The 22572-nt window shown below is 38.3% G+C and carries 23 protein-coding genes; 7 read left to right on the top strand and 16 right to left on the bottom strand.

Annotated features, from left to right (window positions below; genetic code table 11):
- Window positions 1-26: 26 nt before the first annotated feature.
- Window positions 27-365: an Asp23/Gls24 family envelope stress response protein gene (locus FIU87_RS08510; RefSeq protein WP_253905579.1), complete on the bottom strand. Its 339-nt coding sequence runs from the start codon at window positions 363-365 to the stop codon at window positions 27-29.
- 230 nt (window positions 366-595) lie between these two features.
- Between FIU87_RS08510 and ytvI the strand changes: the two genes are divergently transcribed.
- The gene (ytvI, locus tag FIU87_RS08505; RefSeq protein ID WP_152444190.1) at window positions 596-1654 is read left to right on the top strand and encodes a sporulation integral membrane protein YtvI; all 1059 of its coding nucleotides are present in this window, start codon (window positions 596-598) and stop codon (window positions 1652-1654) included.
- Window positions 1655-1860: 206 nt separating this feature from the next.
- Here the strand turns inward: ytvI and FIU87_RS08500 are convergent, their stop codons facing one another.
- From FIU87_RS08500 to cyoE, 7 genes are all read right to left on the bottom strand, one after another.
- Window positions 1861-2328, bottom strand: coding sequence for a DUF420 domain-containing protein (locus FIU87_RS08500; protein WP_152444189.1), 468 nt, complete (start codon window positions 2326-2328; stop codon window positions 1861-1863).
- A gap of 66 nt (window positions 2329-2394) precedes the next feature.
- Complete coding sequence (ctaG, locus tag FIU87_RS08495; RefSeq protein WP_152446478.1) at window positions 2395-3303, bottom strand: cytochrome c oxidase assembly factor CtaG; 909 nt, start codon at window positions 3301-3303, stop codon at window positions 2395-2397.
- Between the two features lie 178 nt (window positions 3304-3481).
- On the bottom strand, window positions 3482-3814 hold the full coding sequence (gene ctaF, locus FIU87_RS08490; RefSeq protein WP_152444188.1) for a cytochrome c oxidase subunit IVB: 333 nt from the start codon (window positions 3812-3814) through the stop codon (window positions 3482-3484).
- A gap of 6 nt (window positions 3815-3820) precedes the next feature.
- Window positions 3821-4444: a cytochrome (ubi)quinol oxidase subunit III gene (locus FIU87_RS08485; RefSeq protein WP_152444187.1), complete on the bottom strand. Its 624-nt coding sequence runs from the start codon at window positions 4442-4444 to the stop codon at window positions 3821-3823.
- Complete coding sequence (gene ctaD / locus FIU87_RS08480; protein WP_172971157.1) at window positions 4444-6330, bottom strand: cytochrome c oxidase subunit I; 1887 nt, start codon at window positions 6328-6330, stop codon at window positions 4444-4446. Before ctaD ends, FIU87_RS08485 begins: the two co-directional genes overlap by 1 nt.
- 22 nt (window positions 6331-6352) lie before the next feature.
- Window positions 6353-7414, bottom strand: a complete 1062-nt coding sequence (coxB, locus tag FIU87_RS08475) for a cytochrome c oxidase subunit II (RefSeq protein ID WP_152444185.1) — start codon at window positions 7412-7414, stop codon at window positions 6353-6355.
- Window positions 7415-7656: 242 nt separating this feature from the next.
- Window positions 7657-8601, bottom strand: a complete 945-nt coding sequence (gene cyoE, locus FIU87_RS08470; protein WP_253905542.1) for a heme o synthase — start codon at window positions 8599-8601, stop codon at window positions 7657-7659.
- 514 nt (window positions 8602-9115) lie between these two features.
- On the opposite strand from cyoE, the gene FIU87_RS08465 reads away from it, so the two are divergent.
- Window positions 9116-10054, top strand: coding sequence for a COX15/CtaA family protein (locus FIU87_RS08465; RefSeq protein WP_152444184.1), 939 nt, complete (start codon window positions 9116-9118; stop codon window positions 10052-10054).
- A gap of 126 nt (window positions 10055-10180) precedes the next feature.
- On the opposite strand, the gene pyc is transcribed toward FIU87_RS08465, so the two are convergent.
- From pyc to glsA, 3 genes are all read right to left on the bottom strand, one after another.
- Window positions 10181-13624: a pyruvate carboxylase gene (gene pyc / locus FIU87_RS08460; RefSeq protein WP_152444183.1), complete on the bottom strand. Its 3444-nt coding sequence runs from the start codon at window positions 13622-13624 to the stop codon at window positions 10181-10183.
- Between the two features lie 240 nt (window positions 13625-13864).
- Entirely contained in the window at window positions 13865-14146 is a 282-nt protein-coding gene (locus tag FIU87_RS08455; RefSeq protein ID WP_152444182.1) for an Fpa/YlaN family protein, read from the bottom strand.
- 94 nt (window positions 14147-14240) lie between these two features.
- Window positions 14241-15170: a glutaminase A gene (gene glsA, locus FIU87_RS08450; RefSeq protein ID WP_152444181.1), complete on the bottom strand. Its 930-nt coding sequence runs from the start codon at window positions 15168-15170 to the stop codon at window positions 14241-14243.
- Between the two features lie 137 nt (window positions 15171-15307).
- On the opposite strand from glsA, the gene FIU87_RS08445 reads away from it, so the two are divergent.
- Complete coding sequence (locus FIU87_RS08445) at window positions 15308-15808, top strand: peptidyl-prolyl cis-trans isomerase (protein WP_152444180.1); 501 nt, start codon at window positions 15308-15310, stop codon at window positions 15806-15808.
- A 63-nt stretch (window positions 15809-15871) separates the two neighbouring features.
- On the opposite strand, the gene FIU87_RS08440 is transcribed toward FIU87_RS08445, so the two are convergent.
- On the bottom strand, window positions 15872-17200 hold the full coding sequence (locus FIU87_RS08440; RefSeq protein ID WP_152444179.1) for a PhoH family protein: 1329 nt from the start codon (window positions 17198-17200) through the stop codon (window positions 15872-15874).
- 226 nt (window positions 17201-17426) lie between these two features.
- Between FIU87_RS08440 and FIU87_RS08435 the strand changes: the two genes are divergently transcribed.
- Window positions 17427-18053, top strand: a complete 627-nt coding sequence (locus FIU87_RS08435) for a YhcN/YlaJ family sporulation lipoprotein (protein ID WP_152444178.1) — start codon at window positions 17427-17429, stop codon at window positions 18051-18053.
- Between the two features lie 42 nt (window positions 18054-18095).
- On the opposite strand, the gene FIU87_RS08430 is transcribed toward FIU87_RS08435, so the two are convergent.
- Window positions 18096-18554 (bottom strand): PNPOx family protein, encoded by a 459-nt coding sequence (locus FIU87_RS08430; RefSeq protein WP_152444177.1) that lies wholly within the window; start codon window positions 18552-18554, stop codon window positions 18096-18098.
- Window positions 18555-18872: 318 nt separating this feature from the next.
- Between FIU87_RS08430 and FIU87_RS08425 the strand changes: the two genes are divergently transcribed.
- Together FIU87_RS08425 and FIU87_RS08420 are read left to right on the top strand one after the other, a co-directional pair.
- A complete protein-coding gene (locus tag FIU87_RS08425) occupies window positions 18873-19073 on the top strand; it encodes a YlaI family protein (protein WP_152444176.1) in 201 nt (66 codons plus the stop codon).
- A gap of 2 nt (window positions 19074-19075) precedes the next feature.
- Entirely contained in the window at window positions 19076-19522 is a 447-nt protein-coding gene (locus tag FIU87_RS08420) for a hypothetical protein (RefSeq protein ID WP_152444175.1), read from the top strand.
- 184 nt (window positions 19523-19706) lie between these two features.
- On the opposite strand, the gene FIU87_RS08415 is transcribed toward FIU87_RS08420, so the two are convergent.
- From FIU87_RS08415 to typA, 3 genes are all read right to left on the bottom strand, one after another.
- A complete protein-coding gene (locus FIU87_RS08415; RefSeq protein ID WP_152444174.1) occupies window positions 19707-19991 on the bottom strand; it encodes a hypothetical protein in 285 nt (94 codons plus the stop codon).
- 16 nt (window positions 19992-20007) lie between these two features.
- Window positions 20008-20322, bottom strand: a complete 315-nt coding sequence (locus FIU87_RS08410; protein ID WP_152444173.1) for a YlaH-like family protein — start codon at window positions 20320-20322, stop codon at window positions 20008-20010.
- Window positions 20323-20409: 87 nt separating this feature from the next.
- Window positions 20410-22245 (bottom strand): translational GTPase TypA, encoded by a 1836-nt coding sequence (gene typA, locus FIU87_RS08405; RefSeq protein WP_152444172.1) that lies wholly within the window; start codon window positions 22243-22245, stop codon window positions 20410-20412.
- Window positions 22246-22374: 129 nt separating this feature from the next.
- On the opposite strand from typA, the gene FIU87_RS08400 reads away from it, so the two are divergent.
- Window positions 22375-22560: a YlaF family protein gene (locus FIU87_RS08400; RefSeq protein WP_152444171.1), complete on the top strand. Its 186-nt coding sequence runs from the start codon at window positions 22375-22377 to the stop codon at window positions 22558-22560.
- Window positions 22561-22572: the final 12 nt, after the last annotated feature.

Below are 22572 nucleotides of genomic sequence, written 5' to 3'. Positions count from 1 at the left end.
TGCTTACATACGATTGCGTCACCTTTTTATTTTTTCCAAATTCCTTCAATGGACAGATTTACATTACTGACCTTGCACCCAGTAATAATCTCAATTTCTTCTTTAATGGCAAGCTGAAGTTTTTTACAAGCTCCTAGGATATCAGGTGTTGCAGAAATGGCTATTGTTAAATCAATGGTATATTCATTTCTGTCATTTATCTTAATATTTGCTGAGTTTCTTATCTCCCTTGTTAGTGCATAATAATACTTATTCAACGATCCAACAGGTAATAATTTTATCTCACTAAATTCAGAAACACAGATAGAAATAACTGTTTGTAAAATCAAATTACTCATTTCATCCTGCTTACTCATTAGTTGCATCAAAAGGCATCCCCCCTTACATTTTTTTGGAGAAATGACAGTGCAATGTACATATTGGTATTATTATTTTATGCTTTTGAAAAAATTAAAGTGCATGCCCTACTAGTAAAAATTACCCTTCATTTCACCACTATCTCTCCTACACATAATAATTTTCCTAGCTACTGTTCATTCCAAAGAAACCATACTATAATTAAGGTAGAAGTACTGGTTTAGAAAGGAGTCCATCATTGTCCACGCTTTTTAGTTTACGTACCCTGTTTATTCTTTTAATTATTGTGGCTGTGAGCTTGGTTGCGTTATTTATTTTACCAATTTCCGTTCCCATCATCGTTGCCTTAGTTACAGCATTATTTCTAGAACCTCTCGTGAGAGTAATCCAACAGCGAGCGAAAATAAAACGAAACTTGTCTGTTTTTATCGTATTTGTGATATTTTTAACAAGCATTGGCATTGCCGGTTATTTCTTAACAACAAAAGTAATTACAGAAGCCATCAACCTCGTAGAAAATGCACCTTCTTACATAAATGAAGTTAATCGTGTGTGGCGAGACTTTCAGGCTGACATTGAACTCGCTTCAGAAGATCTTCCGCCAGAGCTTGTGCGTGAGATAAGCAGTCAAATTGATAACCTTTTGTATGATTTAAGAATATACTTAACAGATTTATTTAATATAGAAAATATAAAAAGCATTTTCACTAATATTCCTAACTACTTAGTGAGCTTTATTGTCTTCTTAATTGCCCTGTTCTTATTTATGATTGACATGCCCCGATTAAAAGCGGGAATCTTTGCTCATCTGAAAGAAGAAACAGCTGACAAAGTAACATTTATGAGTTCCAGGTTATCCTACGTAATTTTTGGCTTTTTTAAGGCTCAATTTTTAGTGAGTGTTCTTATATTTTTTGTGAGTCTTATTGGTCTTTGGTTCATTGCTCCCGAGCACGCTCTCGTGATGTCATTACTTATATGGATTATTGATTTAATTCCTATTATTGGCTCGATTGTAATTTTAGGACCATGGGCATTGTATCATTTGATTACTGGTGACCTTGCACTTGGTACCCAGCTTGCTGTCCTTGCAGTCATTCTACTTGTCATTAGAAGAACTGTAGAACCAAAAGTAATGGGAACTCATATCGGGCTCTCTCCGCTTGCTACACTCATTGCGATGTATCTTGGCTTAAAGCTAGTTGGGGTATTAGGATTTTTTGTAGGTCCTCTTGTTCTCATTGCATTTAATTCTGCTAGAGAGGCCGGAATAATTAAATTGAACTTTAAAATATAACAAACATGCTGTTATCGCAGACTTTGTTGATACTGCGTATAGTTAAGCAACATGTAATCCACGTTGCTGTCGTGCTCTTTTCGTGGAGTAATTATCATATATATGGCAACTTATCTTCGTATAATGACTGGAAAAAATCTTAATAATCTTTTTGAAAAGAGCTAACAAAAAAAGTGTATGGAGTCTTCTCCAAACACTTTTTTTGCTTAATATCCTAGAATAGCTCTAACTACAGAAGTCGTTTCTCCGCCCTGGTAAATGATATAAAGCAAAGAGTAAACTGCAACTCCAGTGATGGCTGTTACAAACCACACGATACTTGTGACTGGGCCAAGCTTACGATGCTTATTCAATTTATTTTTATAGCCTGTCCATAATGAGATGATACCAAGAACGGCACCAACTGTTGCGAGTGTAATATGGAACAGTAAAAAAATCGTATAGTAGATCTTCACATTATCTGGTCCCCCAAAGCTTGTATTTCCGATAAAGATCGTTCGGGAGGCATAAATAATGAAAAACAAAATAGCAAAAATGGCTGCATAAAACATAACCTTCTTATGAGCTTCAAGTTTTCTTTGTAAAATTAAGTACCAACCAATCGCTACAAAAATGGCACTAAGTACAATAAAAAAGGTACTTATGGTTGGCATAATAGGAACAGAATAATCCATGTTGTTCTCCTCTCAATACTCTATGTAAAAAGCAGCAACAACACTGTGCTGCTGCTTTCTTTGCATTTACTCGACTGTTTTGGGGTGCATTGCTTTATTTAAATCCAATTCATCCTTTTCTCGCTCTTTTCTCGCCCAGCTAAAGAATACATAGGCTAGGATGCATCCATACATAATCTCTTGAATGATTTTCATGATAACTCCGCCAAGTCGTTGATCTTCTAAGAGTGGCATGGAATTGAACATTTCCGGTCCACCTAAATCTAATCCACTTAACGTTCCTGCAGGTACACATAATTCCAGCGCAGCAAGCCATGCGGTAAGCTCTGAATACGTAGAATATAAAGGTTGTTCTGCAAAAATAATTAATGCACAGGCTGGAGTTAGTAGCATGCCATCTGCCATAATATACCCTATTTTCTTTATACCTGATAACCGTTGTTCTTCAGGCAGTGGATTTACAAGCGGCCACCACATAATAAAAGCGCCTAAAAACATAACAGCAGTATATAGCGTATGGTAAACCATATCAACTTTAATGAAATCAAACACTACAGGCAAGTGATAAAGAGAGAACAATACATTAAAAACAAACAGTGCTATAAGTGGTTTGGAAAAGAAGCTAAAAACTGGTTTGATTACAGGAAAATTAATTACTTTTCGTAATACCCAAGCAGGCATGCCCATTAATAGAATAGGTGGTATTACAAGGTACAAGATAGCCATTTGTGTCATATGTGCACTTAGCATTAAATGACTCAATAGATCTACAGGTGAACCTTTTACAAGATAAAACAAAATCATACTGCTTAAAAAGAAGGTTTTTTGTTTAGTAGAGATGGGTTCAGAGTTCTTAAACCGATGTCTCCCTACTCCGGTAATATATAAATAAAACGAAATAATCAAAATGGTGGTTATTAATAAATACGGACTCCACAAAGCCTGAAATCCGAACATTTCTAGGTTGCCAATCATTTCTGTCACCTCAACTGTATGGAATGCTTCATCCATAGAACATACGAACATTATACTATATAATCCTGAGCCCCTTCAATGCACTGTAGAACTACTAGGATAGCTTTAAGGCAAATGTCATGATTTCGACAAAAAAAAGAGAAAGACCGTTCAATATGACGGTCTTTCTCAATTCCGCTTACCACCAGATAATAGTAGTAAACGCTAAGATAGTAATCAAGCCAACTGCTAAGCCAGAATATAAGAATAAAGCTGGCGTTTCATGTCCTTTATGATTCATATGCATGAAATAGTAAAGTTGGAAGATACATTGTACGATTGCTAGCAGAATGATGAATGGCATAATAAAGTACTTATCCATCTCCGCTCCAACCGCTAGGAATGCAAGCAATGTTAGGAAGATCATTAATACAAACGATACAACCTGATACTTCATTTCCTCTTTTGCTTTTTTACGACGATATGCTATATCTACTTTTGGGTTACCTGTATTTGATTGAGTATTTGCCATCAGTCATCACACCATCCCCATTAAATATACGACAGTAAAGATGAATAACCATACAACGTCGATAAAGTGCCAGTAAAGAGAAGCTACATAGAACTTAGGTGCATTGTATAGATCCAATCCACGATTCATGTTTCGGATAAGCAATGTTCCAATCCATAATAGTCCAAAAAGAACGTGGGCACCGTGAGTACCGACAAGTACATAGAATGCAGATCCAAATGCACTACTAGTAATTGTGTGTCCTAAATGTATATAATGATTGAACTCATAAATCTCAAGGCCTAGGAAGGATAATCCTAATAACCAAGTGATTGCTAACCATAACTGCATCTTTTTGAAGTTAAAGTTTTTCATGTGGTACATTGCGTACACACTTGTAAGAGAACTTGTTAAAAGAATCATCGTGGCAGCAAAAACAAGTCCAAGGTCAAACAAATCTTTCTTTTCCGGTCCTGCTACAATAGAGTCGGGACCACTTAAAGCTAAATATGTTGCAAAAAGTGAAGCAAATAGGACAGTCTCTCCGCCTAGGAAAAGCCAGAAGCCTAAGAATTTATTTTTTCCTTCAAGGGTAGCCTTTTCAGGCGAAGCTGGAAAAGTTTCTGCTGTGAATTTTTCTTCTGTATGCATTATAGCTTCGCCCCCTTGTCATCATCTTCTTTAAGAAGATCTTCTTTATGAATATGATATCCATGATCATCAATAATAGAACGGAAGAACATTCCACTTAATGTAACAAGTAATCCAATAATCATTACTGGAATACCCCACGCAAATGCGTTCTTAAACAAGATACCAAATGCTGCAATGAATAGTCCAAATGAGATAACAAATGGAATAATGGAACCGTTAGGCATATGAATATCCCCAATAGGCTCTGCAGGCGTCATGCCTTTCTTGCCTTCCATTTTTTCCACCCATAATGGATCAAGTCCACGTACAAGTGGCGTTTGTGTGAAGTTGTGCTCTGGTGGTGGAGAAGGAATGGACCATTCTAAAGTACGACCATGTCCCCAAGCATCTCCTGCAACCGTCTGCTTGCTTAAGAATGTTTTTACGATGTTAATTGCTAAAACTACTGTTGCAAGTGCCATGAAAATTGCACCAATAGAACTGATTAAGTTTGCCAAATCCCATCCTAAATCCCTTTGGAATGTGAATACACGACGAGGCATCCCCATTAAACCTAAGAAGTGCTGAATGAAGAACGTTAAATGGAAACCAATGAAGAACAACCAGAACGTAATCTTCCCAAGAGTTTCGTCCAAGATTTTTCCAAATATTTTTGGCCACCAGTAGTGTAGACCTGCGAATAGACCAAACACTACCCCACCAACAATAACGTAGTGGAAGTGAGCTACTACAAAGTAAGAGTCATGGTATTGATAGTCAGCTGCTGCTGATGCTAGCATTACCCCTGTTACTCCACCAAGTACGAAACTTGGAATAAAGGCAATAGACCAAAGCATTGCCGTGTTGATTTGTAACTGTCCGCCCCACATGGTGAACATCCAGTTAAAGATTTTAATACCTGTTGGTACCGCAATTGCCATCGTCGCAACTGCAAAGATCGCATTCGCAATTGGTCCAAGACCCGTTGTGAACATGTGGTGAGCCCATACCATGAATCCTAAGAATCCAATAAGAACTGTCGCGAATACCATGGAAGAGTATCCGAACAGACGCTTTTTCGAGAATGTAGAGAATACATCAGAGAAAATACCAAATGCAGGTAGGATCAAAATGTAAACTTCAGGATGTCCGAAAATCCAGAATAAGTGCTCCCATATAACGGTGTTACCACCAAGATTCGGATCAAAGAAGGCAGTTCCAAATAAGCGGTCAAACATCATAAGTGCCAACCCAACAGTTAATGGAGGGAAAGCGAAAAGAATTAATGCAGATGCTACAAAAGTAGACCAAGTAAATAATGGCATACGCATGTAAGTCATACCAGGTGCACGCATGTTGATAATCGTAACAAGGAAGTTAATACCCCCAATTAACGTACCAATACCGGAAATCTGAAGACCTAATGCATAAAAGTCAATACCAGACCCACTAGATGCCAAAGAAAGTGATGCGTAAGATGTCCATCCAGCATCAGGCGCTCCAGGTCCGTCTACACCAATAAACCAACTTAAGTTAAGGAAGATTCCTCCAAAGAAGAATAACCAGAATCCTAGTGCATTAATAAATGGAAAAGCTACGTCACGTGCACCAATTTGCAGTGGAACAGCCGCATTCATAAATGCAAATAACAAAGGCATTGCTGCCAGGAATATCATCGTTGTACCGTGCATGGTCAGGATTTCATTATAAAGCCCTGCAGCTAAAAAATCATTGTTAGGAATAGCTAATTGGATACGAATAAACATCGCTTCCAAGCCACCGACGATAAAGAAGAATCCGCCGGCCATAAGGTAAAGGATGGCAATCTTCTTATGGTCAACCGTTGTAAGGTAATCCCATACTGTTGCACCAAAGCCTTTTTTCTGTGCTAACGTACTCACAATGTAACCTCCCTTTCGATAGAATCTATTCTTCGTCCACTTTTAAGGACATTAAGTATTCAACAAGAGCGTCAATTTCCTCTTGATCTAAATTACCGTATTTTCCAGACATCAAGTTACCAGGCTTCACTTCATCTGGCTCTTTTAGCCATCTTTCCAGCTCTTCTGGATTATGCTCTAGAACGCCAGCAATCATTTGTCGGTCACCAAAGTTTGTTAAGTTTGGTCCCACGCCTGAATCGCCTTGGCTATCAGCACCAACAGCATGACAGGTGATACAGCTTTCATTGAAAATTTCTTCCCCAGCTTGAGCAAGGTCTGTATCAGCTTTATGCTCTTTTGCTTTCATGTTTTCAACCCATTGATCGAACTCATCACGAGGCAATGTTTTTACCTTGAAATCCATCAAACCGTGGGAAGGTCCGCATAGTTCCGCACATTTTCCATGGAAAAGATTCTTTGCTTGTCCAACACGTTTGGAATCAAAGTTTAACCAAAAACGGTTTGTGTTGTCAGTGTTGGTATCCATCTTTCCTCCTGCAGAAGGAATCCAGAAGGAGTGTTTAACTTGGCTTGCTTCTAGACTAAAATAAATGTTTTCATCGGTAGGTACATAAAGATCCTGACCTGTTGTAATGCCAAGTTGTGGGTATTCAAACTCCCACCAGTACAGATGTGCCGTAACATTTACTACAAGCGCATCTGATTCTTCTTTTTCCATTTCAGCTACATCTGCAAGCTGGAATGTGTAAGAAACAGTTGGAACTGCTAAGATAAGTAATAATAAAATAGGAATAACAGTCCAGGTAATTTCAAGCTTGTGGCTTCCTTCCACCTGTTTTGGAATGATATCTTCTTCGCCTTTACGTTGACGGAACTTTACCACAACATAAATGAAGATGATTGAAACCACAACTACAACTAAGATCATAATTGCGGAGCTTAACAGAATCAGTGATTTTTGAATATCTGCCACTTCACCAACTGGCTTAAGTGTAGATATAAACGGTTCACCACAGCCTGCTAAGAAAAGCGTCATGACACTGAAAAGTGATAATATACGCCAATTAGGTAGCCATTTCTTCATAGCCTAATCAAACCCCTCTTTCGTATTTAGTAAGTGAAGTAGAATGTATTGATAAATTCCTTCATTTCTTAGAGAAAGAATCTAATCATAAAATTATGTACCATTGCAAATAGAGATTAATCCGCAAAGTACAGTGGTTTTTTGCACCCATTGTTTACTATACCACAGGTTTAATACTTTCACCCTTTAAATTCAGGAAAATTAACAGCTATGCTTTGAAAGCAATAGCTGTTCTTCCTATTTTAAAAGATGGTTACGACAATCATGGAAACAAAAAGGATGGTGAGATAGTTAAGTGAGTAAACGAACATCAATGTCGCCCATTTCATTTCATCCTTCATTTTAAAGCCAGCTATGCTTAGAGCCAACCAACCAACATTCAATATCATGGCAAGAAAGATGAAAACCCCACCTAGATCAAACAACCAAAAAGGAAGAGGAAGTAAACATGCTACCCATACAAGCATTTGTCTTCTTGTCACAGCAAAGCCATGCACTACTGGAAGCATAGGTATCCCTGCATTTCGATATTCTTCACATCTTCTTATGGCAATGGCAAGGAAATGAGGAATTTGCCAAACAAACATAATAAGAAAAAGAATCCATGCTATTAATGAAAGATTAGCATCTACCGCTGCCCAACCAATCAATGGAGGTACGGCACCTGAAATGCTTCCAATAACAGTATTTAAGGTGTTTTTTCTTTTTGACCACATTGTATATAAAACCACATAGGTGAAAGCACCAATTAATCCAATTACTGCAGCAGTTATTGTTGTCATTGCCAGTACGATGGTACCGACGATTGTTAAGATAATGCCAAGGTATAATGCGCCTACCGGATTCATTCTACCGGTAACAGTCGGACGGTTTTTTGTTCGTGTCATTAAATGATCGATATCTCTATCTATATAGTTATTCAAGCTACAGGAGCCTGCAACAACTAATGAAGAACCTATCATCGTTAATAGAACAATATCTAAATTAGCAATAAACCCTTCAGGACGGGTGAAATATATGGCTAACCAGAGGCCGGTAAAAGTAGTAATAAAATTGGAATTAACGATTCCAATTTTAATTAGCGCTAAGAAGTCTTTCCATTTTGAAGGAGCAACTTCTATTCCTTGAGGACGTTCATCATTGGATATTGAAGCGGGCGCTTGGTCCATTGTCCTCAAATTTGCCATTTGAATTCCTCCTTTAAACCTATTGCAACAGCTATAATGTGAAGGCGTTTTCACACCTGAATTTCATGGAAAAAGCATTGAAATTACAGGGGACATTCGCAACATTCTCTCTGTATATTAAATCATATTTGCTAATTTCTTTGTGAATTATATTTGAAGAAAATATGACTAATTTGTGTCACCTGTTAAGAATGTTACCAACCCTTAATAAAACGGTATATAATAGGATTTGTTGTTGCTCTTATACATTCTTAAGAGCATCTTTGACACATCCCTTATATATTTCTAGCAAACTCCATCCCATTATTCAACCTTTTTTACAATAATAATTTCCTGCATCACACACATTGTAGGTTGTTGTCAATTTTCGTAGGATTGTGTAGTATTGGGAGGACGTTTATTATTTTACCATTTCTGTACCTTTTTTAATATGGCTTCGTTATTTTTTAAAGAATTTCTATCTAACATAGCCTTTCCTATAAGGGAGAAAAAAAATATCAAGAAGGTGAATCTTATGAACAAATTATTAAAATGGTTCGCCGTTTGCACTTCTATTATCATGCTATTTGTTTTAATCGGGGGAGCACTTGTAACAAAAACTGGTTCTGGCATGGGCTGCGGTAGATCCTGGCCTCTTTGTCACGGACAATTGATCCCAAGCAATATTGATCTTGCTCTCATTATTGAATTAAGTCACCGCATTGTATCATCCCTAGCAGGAATCATGGTGTTGATACTGGCAATATGGGCTTGGAAAGCAATCGGGCATAAAAGAGAGACGAAGTTTTTAGCGCTTGTTTCCATTCTTGTTCTTATATTACAAGGGCTTATCGGTGCAGCTGCTGTAATGTGGGGACAATCATCTGCAGTATTGGCATTGCATTTTGGAATATCACTTGTCTCCTTTGCTTCTGTATTTCTTCTTACACTTCTCATTTTTGAAGTAGACAAAAAGTTTGAAACGGAGCAATTAATAGTTGACCGACGAATGAGCTTTCATATCATTGGAATCATTGTTTATTGTTACTTAGTTGTATACAGCGGCGCACTAGTACGCCATGTTGGAGCAAGCTTAGCTTGTCCAAGTTGGCCAAGCTGTACAAGGAATGGACTCGGGCTACCAACACAAACGCATGAATGGATACAAATGGGACACAGGGCAGCTGCTGGCTTAATCGTGATTTGGATTCTTTATGTTACAATTCTTGCATTTAAAAAATATAAACATCAGCCTGTCATTCTTAATGGCTGGATTGTTTCTTCCATACTAGTGGTTTCCCAAGCAACAACCGGGGCATTGATAGTTGTTACCAACTTGAACATATTTGTTGCTCTACTTCACGCACTCATTATTTCTTGTTTGTTTGGAGTGTTAAGTTATTTGCTAATGCTAGTTAGTAGAAATAAGACAAATAGATTAAAGGTAGATAAACAAACTTCATCATCCATATAAAAAGAGAGGGGACACTCCCCTCTCTTTTTTTTAGCTCTTTTCTAAAAGATTGTTGCTATTAGCCTGAAATAAATCGGCGCAGTAGCAACAAAGTTTACGAAAGCAGCCTTTTATTATTGCTCGATGCTATACTTGCTCTACTTCAATTAGAAGATCGCCTGTTGCTATTCCCTCACCTGCTGAAGCATGAATTTCTTTCACCGTACCACTGAATGGTGCCTGAACGGTGGTTTCCATTTTCATTGCTTCTGTGATCATCAAATGATCCCCTCGTTTTACTTTTTCTCCCTTCTCCACTAAAACCTTAATGACGGTTCCTGGCATTGTAGCACCAATGTGGGATGGGTTGGATGGGTCTGTTTTTGGCTTGGTTAATACATCAGATTTCACACTTTCATCCTTAATGGTCACTTCTCGAGGCTGTCCATTAAGTTCAAAATACACGATTCTTGTTCCATCTTTTTGAGGCTGTCCAATGGATACCAGTTTTACATTTAACGTTTTTCCTTGTTCAATCTCCACTTGAATTTCTTCCCCAAGTCTCATTCCAAAGAAAAATGTTGGCGTATCTAGAACAGAAACATTTCCAAATTGTTCATATTTCTTTTGGAAATCCAAAAACACTTTTGGATATAAGGCATAAGCTAGCATTTCGTGGCTTGTTACTTGACGGTTTAACGTTTCATATAGCTCATTTCTCACCGCTTCAAAATTAACATCATCCAACAACTCGCCAGGGCGGACCGTAATAGGTGTTTTCCCCTTCAAAATGACCCTTTGAAGCTCTTGTGGGAACCCGCCATGTGGTTGACCTAAGAATCCTTCAAACAATTCGATAACAGAATCCGGAAAATCGATGGAGTCACCTTTCTCAAGTACATCCTGTTCAGACAGGTTATTTTGTACCATGAACAATGCCATATCTCCAACCACTTTTGAAGAAGGCGTTACTTTAACAATGTCACCAAACATATCATTTACGCGACGGTACATTTGTTTTACTTCTTCCCAGCGAGCACCCAGACCAACAGCTTTTGCTTGCTGCTGCAGGTTGCTATATTGTCCTCCAGGCATTTCATGCATATAAACCTCAGAGTGAGGACTATTCATCCCACTTTCGAAGTCGCTGTAATATTTCCGTACATCCTCCCAATAATGAGATAACTGTTCTAGTGCATCAACGGAAACATCCGGTTTACGGTCCATTTCCTCAAGTGCATAGTATAGAGAATTAGCACTTGGCTGGGAAGTTAATCCTGCCATGGAGCTTATAGCAACATCTACAATATCAACGCCAGCTTCAATCGCCTTTGCATACATATAGATTCCGTTTCCACTTGTATCATGGGTATGAAGATGGATTGGAATATCCACCGTCTCCTTAAGCGTAGAAATTAGTCTATAAGCGGATTGAGGCTTTAGCAAACCTGCCATGTCCTTAATTGCTAAAATATGTGCTCCGCTATTCTCAAGCTCCTTCGCCATGTCTTGATAATATTGAAGGTCATATTTCGTTCTGCTTGGATCGTTGATGTCACCTGTATAACAGATCGCTGCTTCTGCAAGCTTTCCACTATCACGAACAGCGTCGATGGCAAGCGTCATCCCCTTCACCCAGTTCAAGCTGTCGAAGATTCTGAACACATCTATACCAGCATGAGCAGATTTCTCAACAAACTCTTTAATTAAGTTGTCAGGATAATTTTTGTAACCAACTGCATTGGATGCACGAAGTAGCATTTGGAACAAAATGTTCGGTGCCTTCTCTCTTAGTGCCAATAATCTGTCCCATGGATTTTCACTTAAAAATCGGTACGCCACATCAAAGGTAGCCCCTCCCCACATTTCCATAGAAAATAAATTCGGGAGCAATTTAGCTGTTGGTTCCGCAATTTGTTTTAAATCGTTTGTACGTACTCTTGTTGCTAGTAAAGATTGGTGTGCGTCTCTGAATGTAGTATCCGTTAAAAGGACCTTATTCTGATCCTTTACCCAGTGTACTAGTCCATCTGCTCCACGTTGGTCGAGTATTTGCTTTGTTCCTTCTGGTACTTTTGTGATTAGTGAGGTATCTGGCATTCTTGGATTGGTGAAAATAGGCTTTTTCCTTTTTTCTACACCTGGAAAACCATTGACTGTTACATTACCAATATAGCTAAGCATCTTCGTTCCACGGTCTTTTCTTTTTGGAAACACAAATAGCTCAGGTGTTGTGTCAATAAAGGACGTATCATATTCCCCGTTCATAAATTTCGGATGTTTCACTACATTTTCCAAGAAAGGAATGTTTGTTTTAATCCCACGGATTCGAAATTCCTTTAAGTTTCTTTCCATTTTCGTCGCAGCCTGTTCAAAGGTGAGCGCCCAAGTGGAAAGCTTTACTAAAAGCGAATCATAATATGGGGTGATAACCGCTCCCTGAAATCCATTTCCGGCATCCAGGCGAACCCCAAAACCGCCACCGGAACGATACACATTGATTTTTCCAGTGTCAGGCATAAAGCCATTTAGCGGATCTTCTGTTGTCACACGAGACTGAATGGCAAACCCATTCACTTTAATATCTTCTTGCTTCGGAATTCCAAGCTTGTTGCTATGCAGGGCATGTCCTTCTGCAATTAAGATTTGAGTTTGGACAATGTCCACACCAGTCACCATTTCGGTGATTGTATGCTCTACCTGCACACGAGGATTTACTTCAATAAAAAAGAACTCGTCTCCAGCTACGAGAAATTCCACAGTTCCAGCATTAATATAGTCTACGTTTTTCATCAATGAAACCGCTGCATCACAAATGGAGTTTCTTAATTCTTCAGAAAGGGAAACACTTGGTGCAATTTCCACCACTTTTTGATGGCGTCGTTGAATAGAACAGTCGCGTTCATATAGGTGGATGATTTCTCCATGCTCATCACCAATAATTTGTACCTCAATATGTTTTGGATTCTCAATTAATTTTTCCACATACACATCATCATTACCAAAGGCAGCCTTTGCTTCTGATTTCGCGCGTTCAAATGATTCTTTAAGCTCTGATTTACTACGCACAATTCTCATTCCGCGTCCGCCACCGCCAAGAGCCGCTTTAATCATGAGCGGGTAGCCATATGTAGAAGCGAAATCCATCACTTCATCAAGTGAATGTACAGGACCATCTGTTCCTGGTATAACAGGTATGTTTGCAAGTTGAGCTTGCGTTCTTGCTTTTACTTTGTCACCGAACATGTCCAAATGTTTAGAAGTAGGTCCAATAAAAATAATACCCTCTTCTTCACATTTTTTCGCAAAATGAATGTTTTCGGACAAGAAACCATATCCTGGATGAATTGCATCGACACCATTCTTTTTTGCAATTTCAATGATTCCATCTATATCAAGATAGGCATCAATTGGCTTCTTCCCTTCTCCTACTAGATATGCTTCATCTGCTTTGTAGCGATGAAAGGAACCAATATCTTCATTGGAGTAAATAGCAACCGTTCGAATGTTTAATTCTGTACAAGCTCGAAAAACACGAATTGCAATCTCGCCACGATTGGCTACAAGTATTTTACTGATTTTCTTCGTCATTTTGTCTCCCCCTAGTAGCTACTTCTCTTTTGGAAAAGTTTAGAATATTTTTTCAATTATATTTGCCATTATACATGATATTGCGATAATTTTCCTCTTTTTCATATAAGAGTAGTGTAGATTAGTCAAAATCTTACTAAAAAACCGCAGTAGATCCTACGCGCAATCGACACTATCAAGATATTATTAGGTTAATAAAAACGCTCAATCAGTATTTTACCCGATTGAGCGTTTTTACTATTAATTTTTTTCCCAAGCTTCATATAAAGCAGAAAGTTCCTTTTCCAAGGTGGATAGGATGTCCTTTCCTTCTTTTTCAGATATAAGACCGAGTCGGACGGCAAAGTCCATCTCCCGGGATAATCCGAACATTTGTGTATCTAGCACCTCTTCATATAAAGGGCATTGGGGCATGGTCAAGTTGTCCATTTGCACTTGAATCAACTTCAATATTTTATCTGAATCGGCTTTTAAAAGCGAAATAGCTTTTTCACGATGATCGACCACGATTTCTGATGCCAATATCGATCCCTCCGTTTACGTACAAATACCTATCTTAATAATAAATTTTATCGTTAAATTAAAAAAAATGCAAGATAGATAAGCCTTTTCAAAACTAAAACATGCTTAAATCATACTTTTCCTGTAGTAATTCCAATAATTTCATACCTGTATGACTGTTTCCTACTTCATTTAAGGCAGGTCCGAAAATACCAATACCCATTCTTCCTGGTACGGCTCCCATAATTCCGCCTGAGACTCCGCTTTTTGCAGGAATTCCAATTTTAATGGCAAATTCGCCAGATGCATTATACATTCCGCAAGTGACCATAAAGGTTTTACATATTCTAGCGATATTTTTCGGGATGACCTGTTCCCCTGTGTATGGATTCAATCCGTCCATTGCAAATACAGCACCCATGCGTGCAAGCTGAAGGCAATTTAACTCAATGGCGCACTGCTTTGTATACACTTCCATTATTTCCTCGACATTGCCATGAATCACGCCATCGCCCTTCATATAAAAGCAGAGTGCCCTGTTTAAAAAGGAGGTCGTAAATTCTGAAATTGCCACCTCTTCACAGTAATTTATCTCGTCTTCATTTGTCAGTTTTTTGACAAAATCAATTATGTATTCTACTTTATCTTGAGCATTGCTACCTTTAATCATCGATGTTACGGCTAGCGCTCCTGCATTAATCATCGGATTAAGAGGTTTTGCCTTAGAAGAGGTTTCGAGTTTAATAATTGAATTAAATGGATCTCCAGTCGGTTCCATTCCAACACGATGGAAAACATGTTCAGGTCCATAATCCATTAAAACGATAGCCAAAGTAATAATTTTCGATACACTTTGGAGAGTAAATTTTCTTGTAACATCACCAGCAGAAATACATTGTCCATCAGGATAGGCAATCGCACATGAAAGATGATTTGGACTTTCACGTTGTAATGCAGGGATATAATTGGCTACTTTTCCTTCAAAATAAACCTGTTTTGCTTCTTCTACAAATGATTGTAATTCTTCACTGCTTCTGCATGCCATCACATAACACCCTTTTTATCAAAAATTCCTCTGAGGATTTATAAAATATCACCATGTTACTTAGATTCCCCACGGACATGACAAAAAAACACAGAAGTTATATAATAACGTAAAGCATTATATAGGAGGGGACAGCTGTGGAAAACATCATTAGAATAGAAGGTAAAGTCAATTACACCATCACGTTAGATCCTGGTGTTTGGATTTTTGATGACAGAAAAATAGATCTTACTACATATTTTACCGAAAAAAAACAGGCAGAAGCAGATACATTAGAAGAATACACAAAAGCGGTGTCAGAACATTGGGAACGAGAAATTAGAGAAGGTGCTATCTATCCACCTACCTTAAAGACGGAACGAAAATTTAAGAAGGAGCAGTTATTATCAGGTTCATTTGGGATTAAACTTAGTCCATTTTTGTTTAATGCAGAACCCCAAGCAGAGTCCTCCAAGGTTGTTTTTGTTGGGGAACACGAAAATATCGAAGTCGATATCTCTACAGCACAAAAGATGATTCTTGGCTTTTCAAAAGATGGGAAACCACTTTTAGAAACTGGACCAGTTCATGTTTATTATGAAGATGGTTCAAATAAAGACCATCCTTTAACACATGTTCATAAAATTGTCGTTAAATAATAGTTATTTTTTGATAAAGCTAGGGTCGCATCCATACCATGCGACCCTCTTTTTTTAGTTCCTTTATAAAAGATCCGCTGCAAGTTTGGCAAGCATGGATCTTTCTCCTTTAACAAGCTTCACATGTGCTGCAAGCTTTTGATCTTTAAACTTTTCCACAACATAGGTTAAACCATTGTTGTATTCATCAAGATAAGGATGATCAATCTGTTCTGGGTCTCCCATCAACACGATTTTGCTTCTGTCGCCCACCCGAGTCAGAATGGTTTTGACTTCATGTTTTGTCAGGTTTTGCGCCTCATCAATAATGATAAATTGTTCAGGTATGCTACGCCCTCTAATATACGTTAATGCCTCTACTTCTATGGAACCCATCCCTGCTAAAATCGCATCCAGCTCTCCAGGTTTCTTTGTATTAAAAAGATATTCAAGATTGTCAAAGATTGGTTGCATCCACGGACGAAGCTTTTCTTCTTTTTCACCAGGTAAAAAGCCAATATCCTTTCCTACTGGTACAATTGGCCTTGCGACAAGCAGTTTTTTATATCGATTTAAATCTTCGGTCTGCATAAGTCCGGCTGCTAATGCAAGTAAGGTTTTTCCGGTCCCTGCTTTTCCGATCAGCGTGACTAGCGGAATATCAGAGCGGAGAAGCGACTCAAACGCCATTGTTTGTTGTACATTACGTGGACGTATGCCCCAAATATGATCCTGGTCAAATACGAGTTTCTTCACTTTTTTTCCTGTCGAATCAATAATGCCAATGGCAGATGCGGAGCCACCTAAAGCATCCTTCATGATAATAAATTGATTTGCATAAAATGGATGACTCGCAAGCTCCCCTGCTTGTAGCTCCCCTTTCTCGTAGAAAGAATTAAGCAGGTCAGTTTGTACATAAATTTCCAAAAATCCCTTATATATATGGTCGACTTCAACCACCCTGTCATTTAAAAAGTCCTCTGAGTTTAACCCTATAGCATCGGCCTTCACTCTAACTAACGCATCCTTACTAACAAGAATAACAGAACGACCATTTTCTTTTGTTTCTTCCTCAAGCGAGAGGTTCTTGGCTACTGCAAGTATCCGATTATCATTTGTCTTTTCTATAAAAATTTCCTGCAACTCATGAAAGCTCCGGTGATTTAGCTCTATCCTTAAAGCACCACCGTTATGCAACGGAATCTTTTCATGAAGTTTTCCGCTTGATCTTAAAGAGTCAATAATTTTTGATACCTGCCTTGCGTTCCTTCCTATTTCATCCATATATCGTTTTTTCGAATCCACTTCTTCCAAAACCACAGCTGGAATAACTACTTCATTGTCACCAAATGAATAGATAGCATATGGATCCTGTAATAAAACGTTTGTATCGAGTACATAAATTTTTCCCAACTTGCCGCCTCCTACTCTCAGCTCTTCTATTTTCTTTCTGGAGTGAATCAAGGCATCCTCCTTCTCATTATATGGCCCCAATATAGATAGTGTGTTACTACTTGACCATAAAAGAGGGACGGACCGTTGATAAAATATATGTCGGAATGAATAAAGATAGAAGAACAAATAAACAATAAAATCAAGTCAGATGTATTTGGAATCAGTCCAAAAGGAGTGAAATGCGTTGAGTAAATATATAATCATGACACTAGCCTGTGTTATTATTCTGGCTGGTTGCAATAATCAGCCGAGAAATATTTCAAAAGAAGACGAGGACTCACGAATAATTCATGTAAAGGATTCTGCTGATGTTCACGTAGATCGAAAGACAGGACAAGAAGTATCTGCTCATCTTGTTGAGCTTGCATCTAGGGTTCCTAATGTTAATGATGCGACAGCTGTTGTCCTTGGTCCTTATGCCGTCGTTGGAATTGATGTAAATTCCGATTTAGATCGTGAAAGAGTAAGCACGATTAAATATTCGGTGGCAGAAAGTTTAAAGAATGACCCATACGGTGCAACAGCAATTATTTTAGCAGATGCAGACTCATTTGTTAGACTCGAGGAAATGGGAAGAGATATTCAAAATGGAAGACCAATTGGAGGAGTTTTGGAAGAGCTAGCTGAAATTGTAGGCAGAGTGATGCCTGAAATTCCAATTGATTTGAAAGAACCTACTGCACCAAATCCAACTGAACAAAATAATTCTCAACTGCCAAAAAATCAAAAACAACAACTAGAAAATAAACAACAAAAGCAGTCCAATCATCAAAAAGATGAAGACAGAAACAAAAAAGTGGAGCAAAACTAAACTTATACACATTCAAAAAGCCAGACGATTTTTCGTCTGGCTTTAAACATGGGAGCGGATAGAATTCATCACTTGCTCATCCAATTTCCTAGCTGCATCTAGGTCGTAGGTCTTCTCAAAAGTAGGAACATTACTGACTTTCGCACCATAAAACATGATATCTCTTACTTCTTGAATATCAAGCTGCAAGAGGGAAAGTCGTAGGGGTACCTCTTTCATTCGTTCTTCCTTCACAGTCGCAACAGTGTTGATGGAATAAACAGAGTTATTTGCTATGACCGTAATTACCACATTTTTATGAAATTGAATGTTCTCCATTATTCTTGAGGTAGAATTTACTGCGAGTAAGAGTGTTTTTTCATTTGAGGCATAAATCCATGAAACTGCATTTACATTAGGTCCTCTTGTATCATGATCAATTGTATGTACCGTCACTAAAATCTCTTGTTGAAGAGCGGCTAATAATGGCTGTATCAGAACATTTTCTACAAGATTTGGCATTGGTGATACCTCCTATAATCTCTCTAACCATTTATTTTTTTAGGCTCTTTTCTAAAAGATTGATTGTTGTGATTAACTTGGAAAAAGTCGGCTTTAAGGCTTTTTCCAATCTTTATCCGAAGAAAAATTGTCACATGACTAAATCTTCTTCCTCGAAAAGAGCACGACATCATCGTTGATTATGTTTGTCTTAGCTATTCGCAGTAGCAACAAAGTTTACGAAACAGCCTTTTTTTTATCATACCAAAAGATGAAAGAAGAAGAAACAGCCCCTTTATGCTATACTACTTCTATAATAATAGAAAATAGAGGTGTCGTATGAGAGTTAAATGTGTTATTTGCGAAAAAATTGAAAGTATAGATGATGAAACATTAATTGCAAAAAGGTTGCGTAACCGTCCCATTCATACATATATGTGCGACGAGTGCCATGATAGAATTGAAAAAAAGACGCTTGCTAGAAAAGCAACAGGAAACTTTCGTCTTTATGAACAAAAACAGAATCAGGATGAGTGGTAAAATTGATAAAAAGCGGTCTGATTTCAGGTTGTCTTAGTGGAATTTTAATGGGATGGTCGATGAAATTTTTTGAAGTAATCTCAGGAAAAAAAGTGTATGTGCTTTTATTAAATGTAGATTTTATTCCTGGCTTAAAAACTCAAAACTTCTCCGAGCTAACAGAGTTTCTGTTACATCTTATCATTGCTGTTTTCATTGGTTTTGTCTTTGGATACCTTGTAAAGAGATTAAAACTCCACTCTGTTAACAAACAGTTTCTTCTTTCTTTTATTCTAACATTCCCAACCATTCTCACCTTTTTTCCTTTAACCATTCTTGCAAAAAAAGCAACACCTCCTCCGTCCGATTTACTGGCGTTAACTCTTTGGTCCATAGGTCATCTTATATTCGCTATCGCACTTCCCGCTTTCTTTATCTTTTTTAATAGCTTTGGTAAACACCGCTCTTGATTTTAAGCAAATGGCTCCGCGTCTGCGTGGCTTGTTTAAAACTACCTCCACGAAAACAGCACGACTGCAACGTTGATTACGGGTGTCTTAACTATACGCAGGTGCAACAAAGTTCCTGCCTGTAATAAACAAAAAGGATAGCCTAATTTTTAAGTGGACTCACTTAAAAAAGGGCTATCCTTTTCTATTCATAGTTTTGGTATTTTTCTGGCTCATCGAGCATTTGTTCCAGCATCACATCAATTAACTCTATCGGAAACCTGACTTTATGCCGCTCCCCATCTTTATCATATTCCACAAAATACATCAAATCATCTTTTGTTACTTCAATATTGGATAACTGATGATCCTCATAAAGAATTCCCTTAAATAGGGCGGTTGTTTCCCTTGCTGATGTATCCTCTGGCCTTGCTTCTGAAACAACTTTAATGGTGAGCCAATTATAGAGTGTATCCTGAATGGATCTCATACAAGACGCCTCCCCTTTAGGTTTCTTGGCTCTCGGCTTGTTTAGAACGATGCAGACGAATTTTGTAGATTATGAGGATTAACGCTGCAACCACCAAGCCTTCACCAACAGGTAAAAATATACCTAGAAAGGTCAATACCGTACTTCCTAATATCAAGAACAAGTAGATGACTGCTGATTTTAGAATTGGTAGCTTCAAAGCAAATCCTAGCTTATATACAAGGATGGACAAACCTAAAATGGTAAAGTAAAGAAACCACATATTTACTTCAGGGTTTTCCTCGACACGATAGAGACTGGCAAAAAAAGATAGCCTTTGCGTAACATCCATTGTCTAGCCCCCATTTTCACAAAATTTTAGAAGGAAAGACACAGACGAATGTCCATGCCTTCCAACTTTTATAACATTAAACTTTCATTAAGCCTCTGCAAATTTTTTCTTTTTCGCTAAACGTTCGCGTTCGTTTTTGTCAAGAAGCTTCTTACGAAGACGAATGGATTGCGGTGTAATCTCACAATACTCATCGTCATTCAGATATTCTAATGATTCCTCTAATGTCATTAAACGAGGCTTTTTCATGCTGACAGTTTGATCCTTGGTAGCGGAGCGAACATTTGTCGCTTGTTTCATTTTACACACATTAACAACAAGATCATTTTCACGGTTATGCTCCCCAACGATCATGCCTTCGTATACCTCAGTGCCTGGCTCTACAAAAATAACGCCACGGTCTTCAATACCCATAATTCCGTAAGTGGATGCTTTTCCTGTTTCCATGGAAACTAGCACTCCCTGACGTCGTCCACCTACCTGACCTGGTGCCATTGGTTGGTAGCTATCAAAAGTGTGGTTGATAATTCCATAACCACGAGTTAAAGATAGGAATTCTGTCGTATACCCAATTAACCCGCGAGAAGGAACCATGAATATTAGACGAACCTGACCATTACCATTGTTAATCATATCCACCATTTCGCCTTTACGGGCACCGATGGATTCCATAATAGCTCCTGTGTAATCTTCTGGCACATCAATTTGTACGCGCTCCACAGGCTCAGATTTTACTCCATTTACCTCTTTAATAATTACTTCTGGCTTGGATACTTGCAGTTCAAAGCCTTCTCGGCGCATGTTTTCAATAAGAATGGATAAGTGAAGCTCGCCACGACCAGATACAACCCAAGCATCCGGGGAATCTGTTGGGTCTACACGTAAGCTTACATCTGTTTCAAGCTGTGCTTCCAAACGCTCTTCAATTTTACGGGCAGTCACAAACTTCCCTTCTTTACCAGCAAATGGACTGTTGTTCACTAGGAACGTCATTTGAAGGGTTGGCTCATCAATACGGAGTACCGGCAGAGCATCTTGATGATCGACTGGACATACTGTTTCCCCTACGTTGATGTCTTCCATTCCAGAAACAGCAACAAGGTCTCCAGCTTTTGCCTCTTCAATTTCCACACGTTTAAGACCGATAAAGCCAAACAGCTTCGTTACGCGGAACTGTTTCACTGAGCCATCAAGTTTCATTAAAGCAACCTGTTGTCCAACCTTCATTGTTCCACGGAAAACACGCCCTACACCAATACGTCCAACGTAGTCGTTGTAATCTAAAAGAGCAACCTGGAACTGAAGTGGCTCTGCACTGTTGTCCACTGGAGCTGGAATGTGGTCAATAATTGACTCATAAATAGCTTCCATGTTTTCGTCTTGCTTTTCTGGGTCTGTGCTTGCAGTACCGTTGATTGCAGATGCATAAACAACTGGGAACTCTAATTGCTCCTCTGATGCATCTAATTCGATAAATAAATCGATTACTTCATCAACAACTTCCGTCGGACGAGCAAAATCACGGTCAATTTTATTTACGACTACAATTGGCGTCAAGTTTTGCTCTAATGCTTTTTTAAGAACAAAACGTGTTTGTGGCATACACCCTTCATAGGCATCCACGACCAAGAGAACTCCATCAACCATTTTCATGATACGTTCTACTTCTCCACCAAAATCGGCGTGACCAGGCGTATCCATGATGTTAATACGAGTGTCCTTATAATTAATAGCAGTATTTTTTGCTAATATAGTAATCCCACGTTCTCTTTCCAAATCATTGGAGTCCATGGCACGTTCTGCTACCTGCTCGTTCGTTCTAAACGTACCAGCTTGATGTAGCAATTTGTCTACTAACGTTGTTTTTCCATGGTCAACGTGAGCGATAATTGCGATGTTACGAATATCATTGCGGATGTTCACTATTTCATCTCCCTAATTATACAACTTAATAACTTTAGTATTATACCACAAACATAGTAGAAAAGACGAAGGGACTTATGTAAAATATATGTTATATGTTTTTAGCGTTCCCAAAGGAGTTGATCTTATATGAAAGATATTAAATGGCCGATGTTAATTTTTGCTATTTTGGCAGCGGTTTCTCTTGGCTTAGTCGGCATTGCAATCGCAGAAAGAAGCCCACTTGGTATCGTTGGAGCTTTCGTGCTATTTGTGTTAGTAATGGGCTTTGGATTTAAAACAAAAAAGAAAATGCGTGAAAACGGGCAGCTATAAAATTAAAACCAT

Source organism: Bacillus sp. THAF10 (genome assembly GCF_009363695.1).
Taxonomy (GTDB): domain Bacteria; phylum Bacillota; class Bacilli; order Bacillales; family Bacillaceae_I; genus Sutcliffiella_A.
The sequence above is the reverse complement of the archived record's forward strand: the minus strand, read 5'-3'. Positions and strand labels throughout refer to the sequence as shown.

Bases quoted from the DNA above. Each gene is read 5' to 3' on its own strand.
- FIU87_RS08510 (WP_253905579.1), bottom strand. From the start codon at position 365: ATGCAACTAATGAGTAAGCAGGATGAAATGAGTAATTTGATTTTACAA.
- FIU87_RS08485 (WP_152444187.1), bottom strand. From the start codon at position 4,444: ATGCATACAGAAGAAAAATTCACAGCAGAAACTTTTCCAGCTTCGCCT.
- FIU87_RS08410 (WP_152444173.1), bottom strand. From the start codon at position 20,322: ATGGATGTTACGCAAAGGCTATCTTTTTTTGCCAGTCTCTATCGTGTC.
- coxB (WP_152444185.1), bottom strand. From the start codon at position 7,414: ATGAAGAAATGGCTACCTAATTGGCGTATATTATCACTTTTCAGTGTC.
- ctaG (WP_152446478.1), bottom strand. From the start codon at position 3,303: ATGATTGGCAACCTAGAAATGTTCGGATTTCAGGCTTTGTGGAGTCCG.
- FIU87_RS08415 (WP_152444174.1), bottom strand. From the start codon at position 19,991: ATGAGATCCATTCAGGATACACTCTATAATTGGCTCACCATTAAAGTT.
- FIU87_RS08500 (WP_152444189.1), bottom strand. From the start codon at position 2,328: ATGGATTATTCTGTTCCTATTATGCCAACCATAAGTACCTTTTTTATT.
- cyoE (WP_253905542.1), bottom strand. From the start codon at position 8,601: ATGGCAAATTTGAGGACAATGGACCAAGCGCCCGCTTCAATATCCAAT.
- FIU87_RS08425 (WP_152444176.1), top strand. From the start codon at position 18,873: ATGAGAGTTAAATGTGTTATTTGCGAAAAAATTGAAAGTATAGATGAT.
- ctaF (WP_152444188.1), bottom strand. From the start codon at position 3,814: ATGGCAAATACTCAATCAAATACAGGTAACCCAAAAGTAGATATAGCA.
- pyc (WP_152444183.1), bottom strand. From the start codon at position 13,624: ATGACGAAGAAAATCAGTAAAATACTTGTAGCCAATCGTGGCGAGATT.
- FIU87_RS08430 (WP_152444177.1), bottom strand. From the start codon at position 18,554: ATGCCAAATCTTGTAGAAAATGTTCTGATACAGCCATTATTAGCCGCT.
- FIU87_RS08465 (WP_152444184.1), top strand. From the start codon at position 9,116: ATGAACAAATTATTAAAATGGTTCGCCGTTTGCACTTCTATTATCATG.
- glsA (WP_152444181.1), bottom strand. From the start codon at position 15,170: ATGGCATGCAGAAGCAGTGAAGAATTACAATCATTTGTAGAAGAAGCA.
- FIU87_RS08400 (WP_152444171.1), top strand. From the start codon at position 22,375: ATGAAAGATATTAAATGGCCGATGTTAATTTTTGCTATTTTGGCAGCG.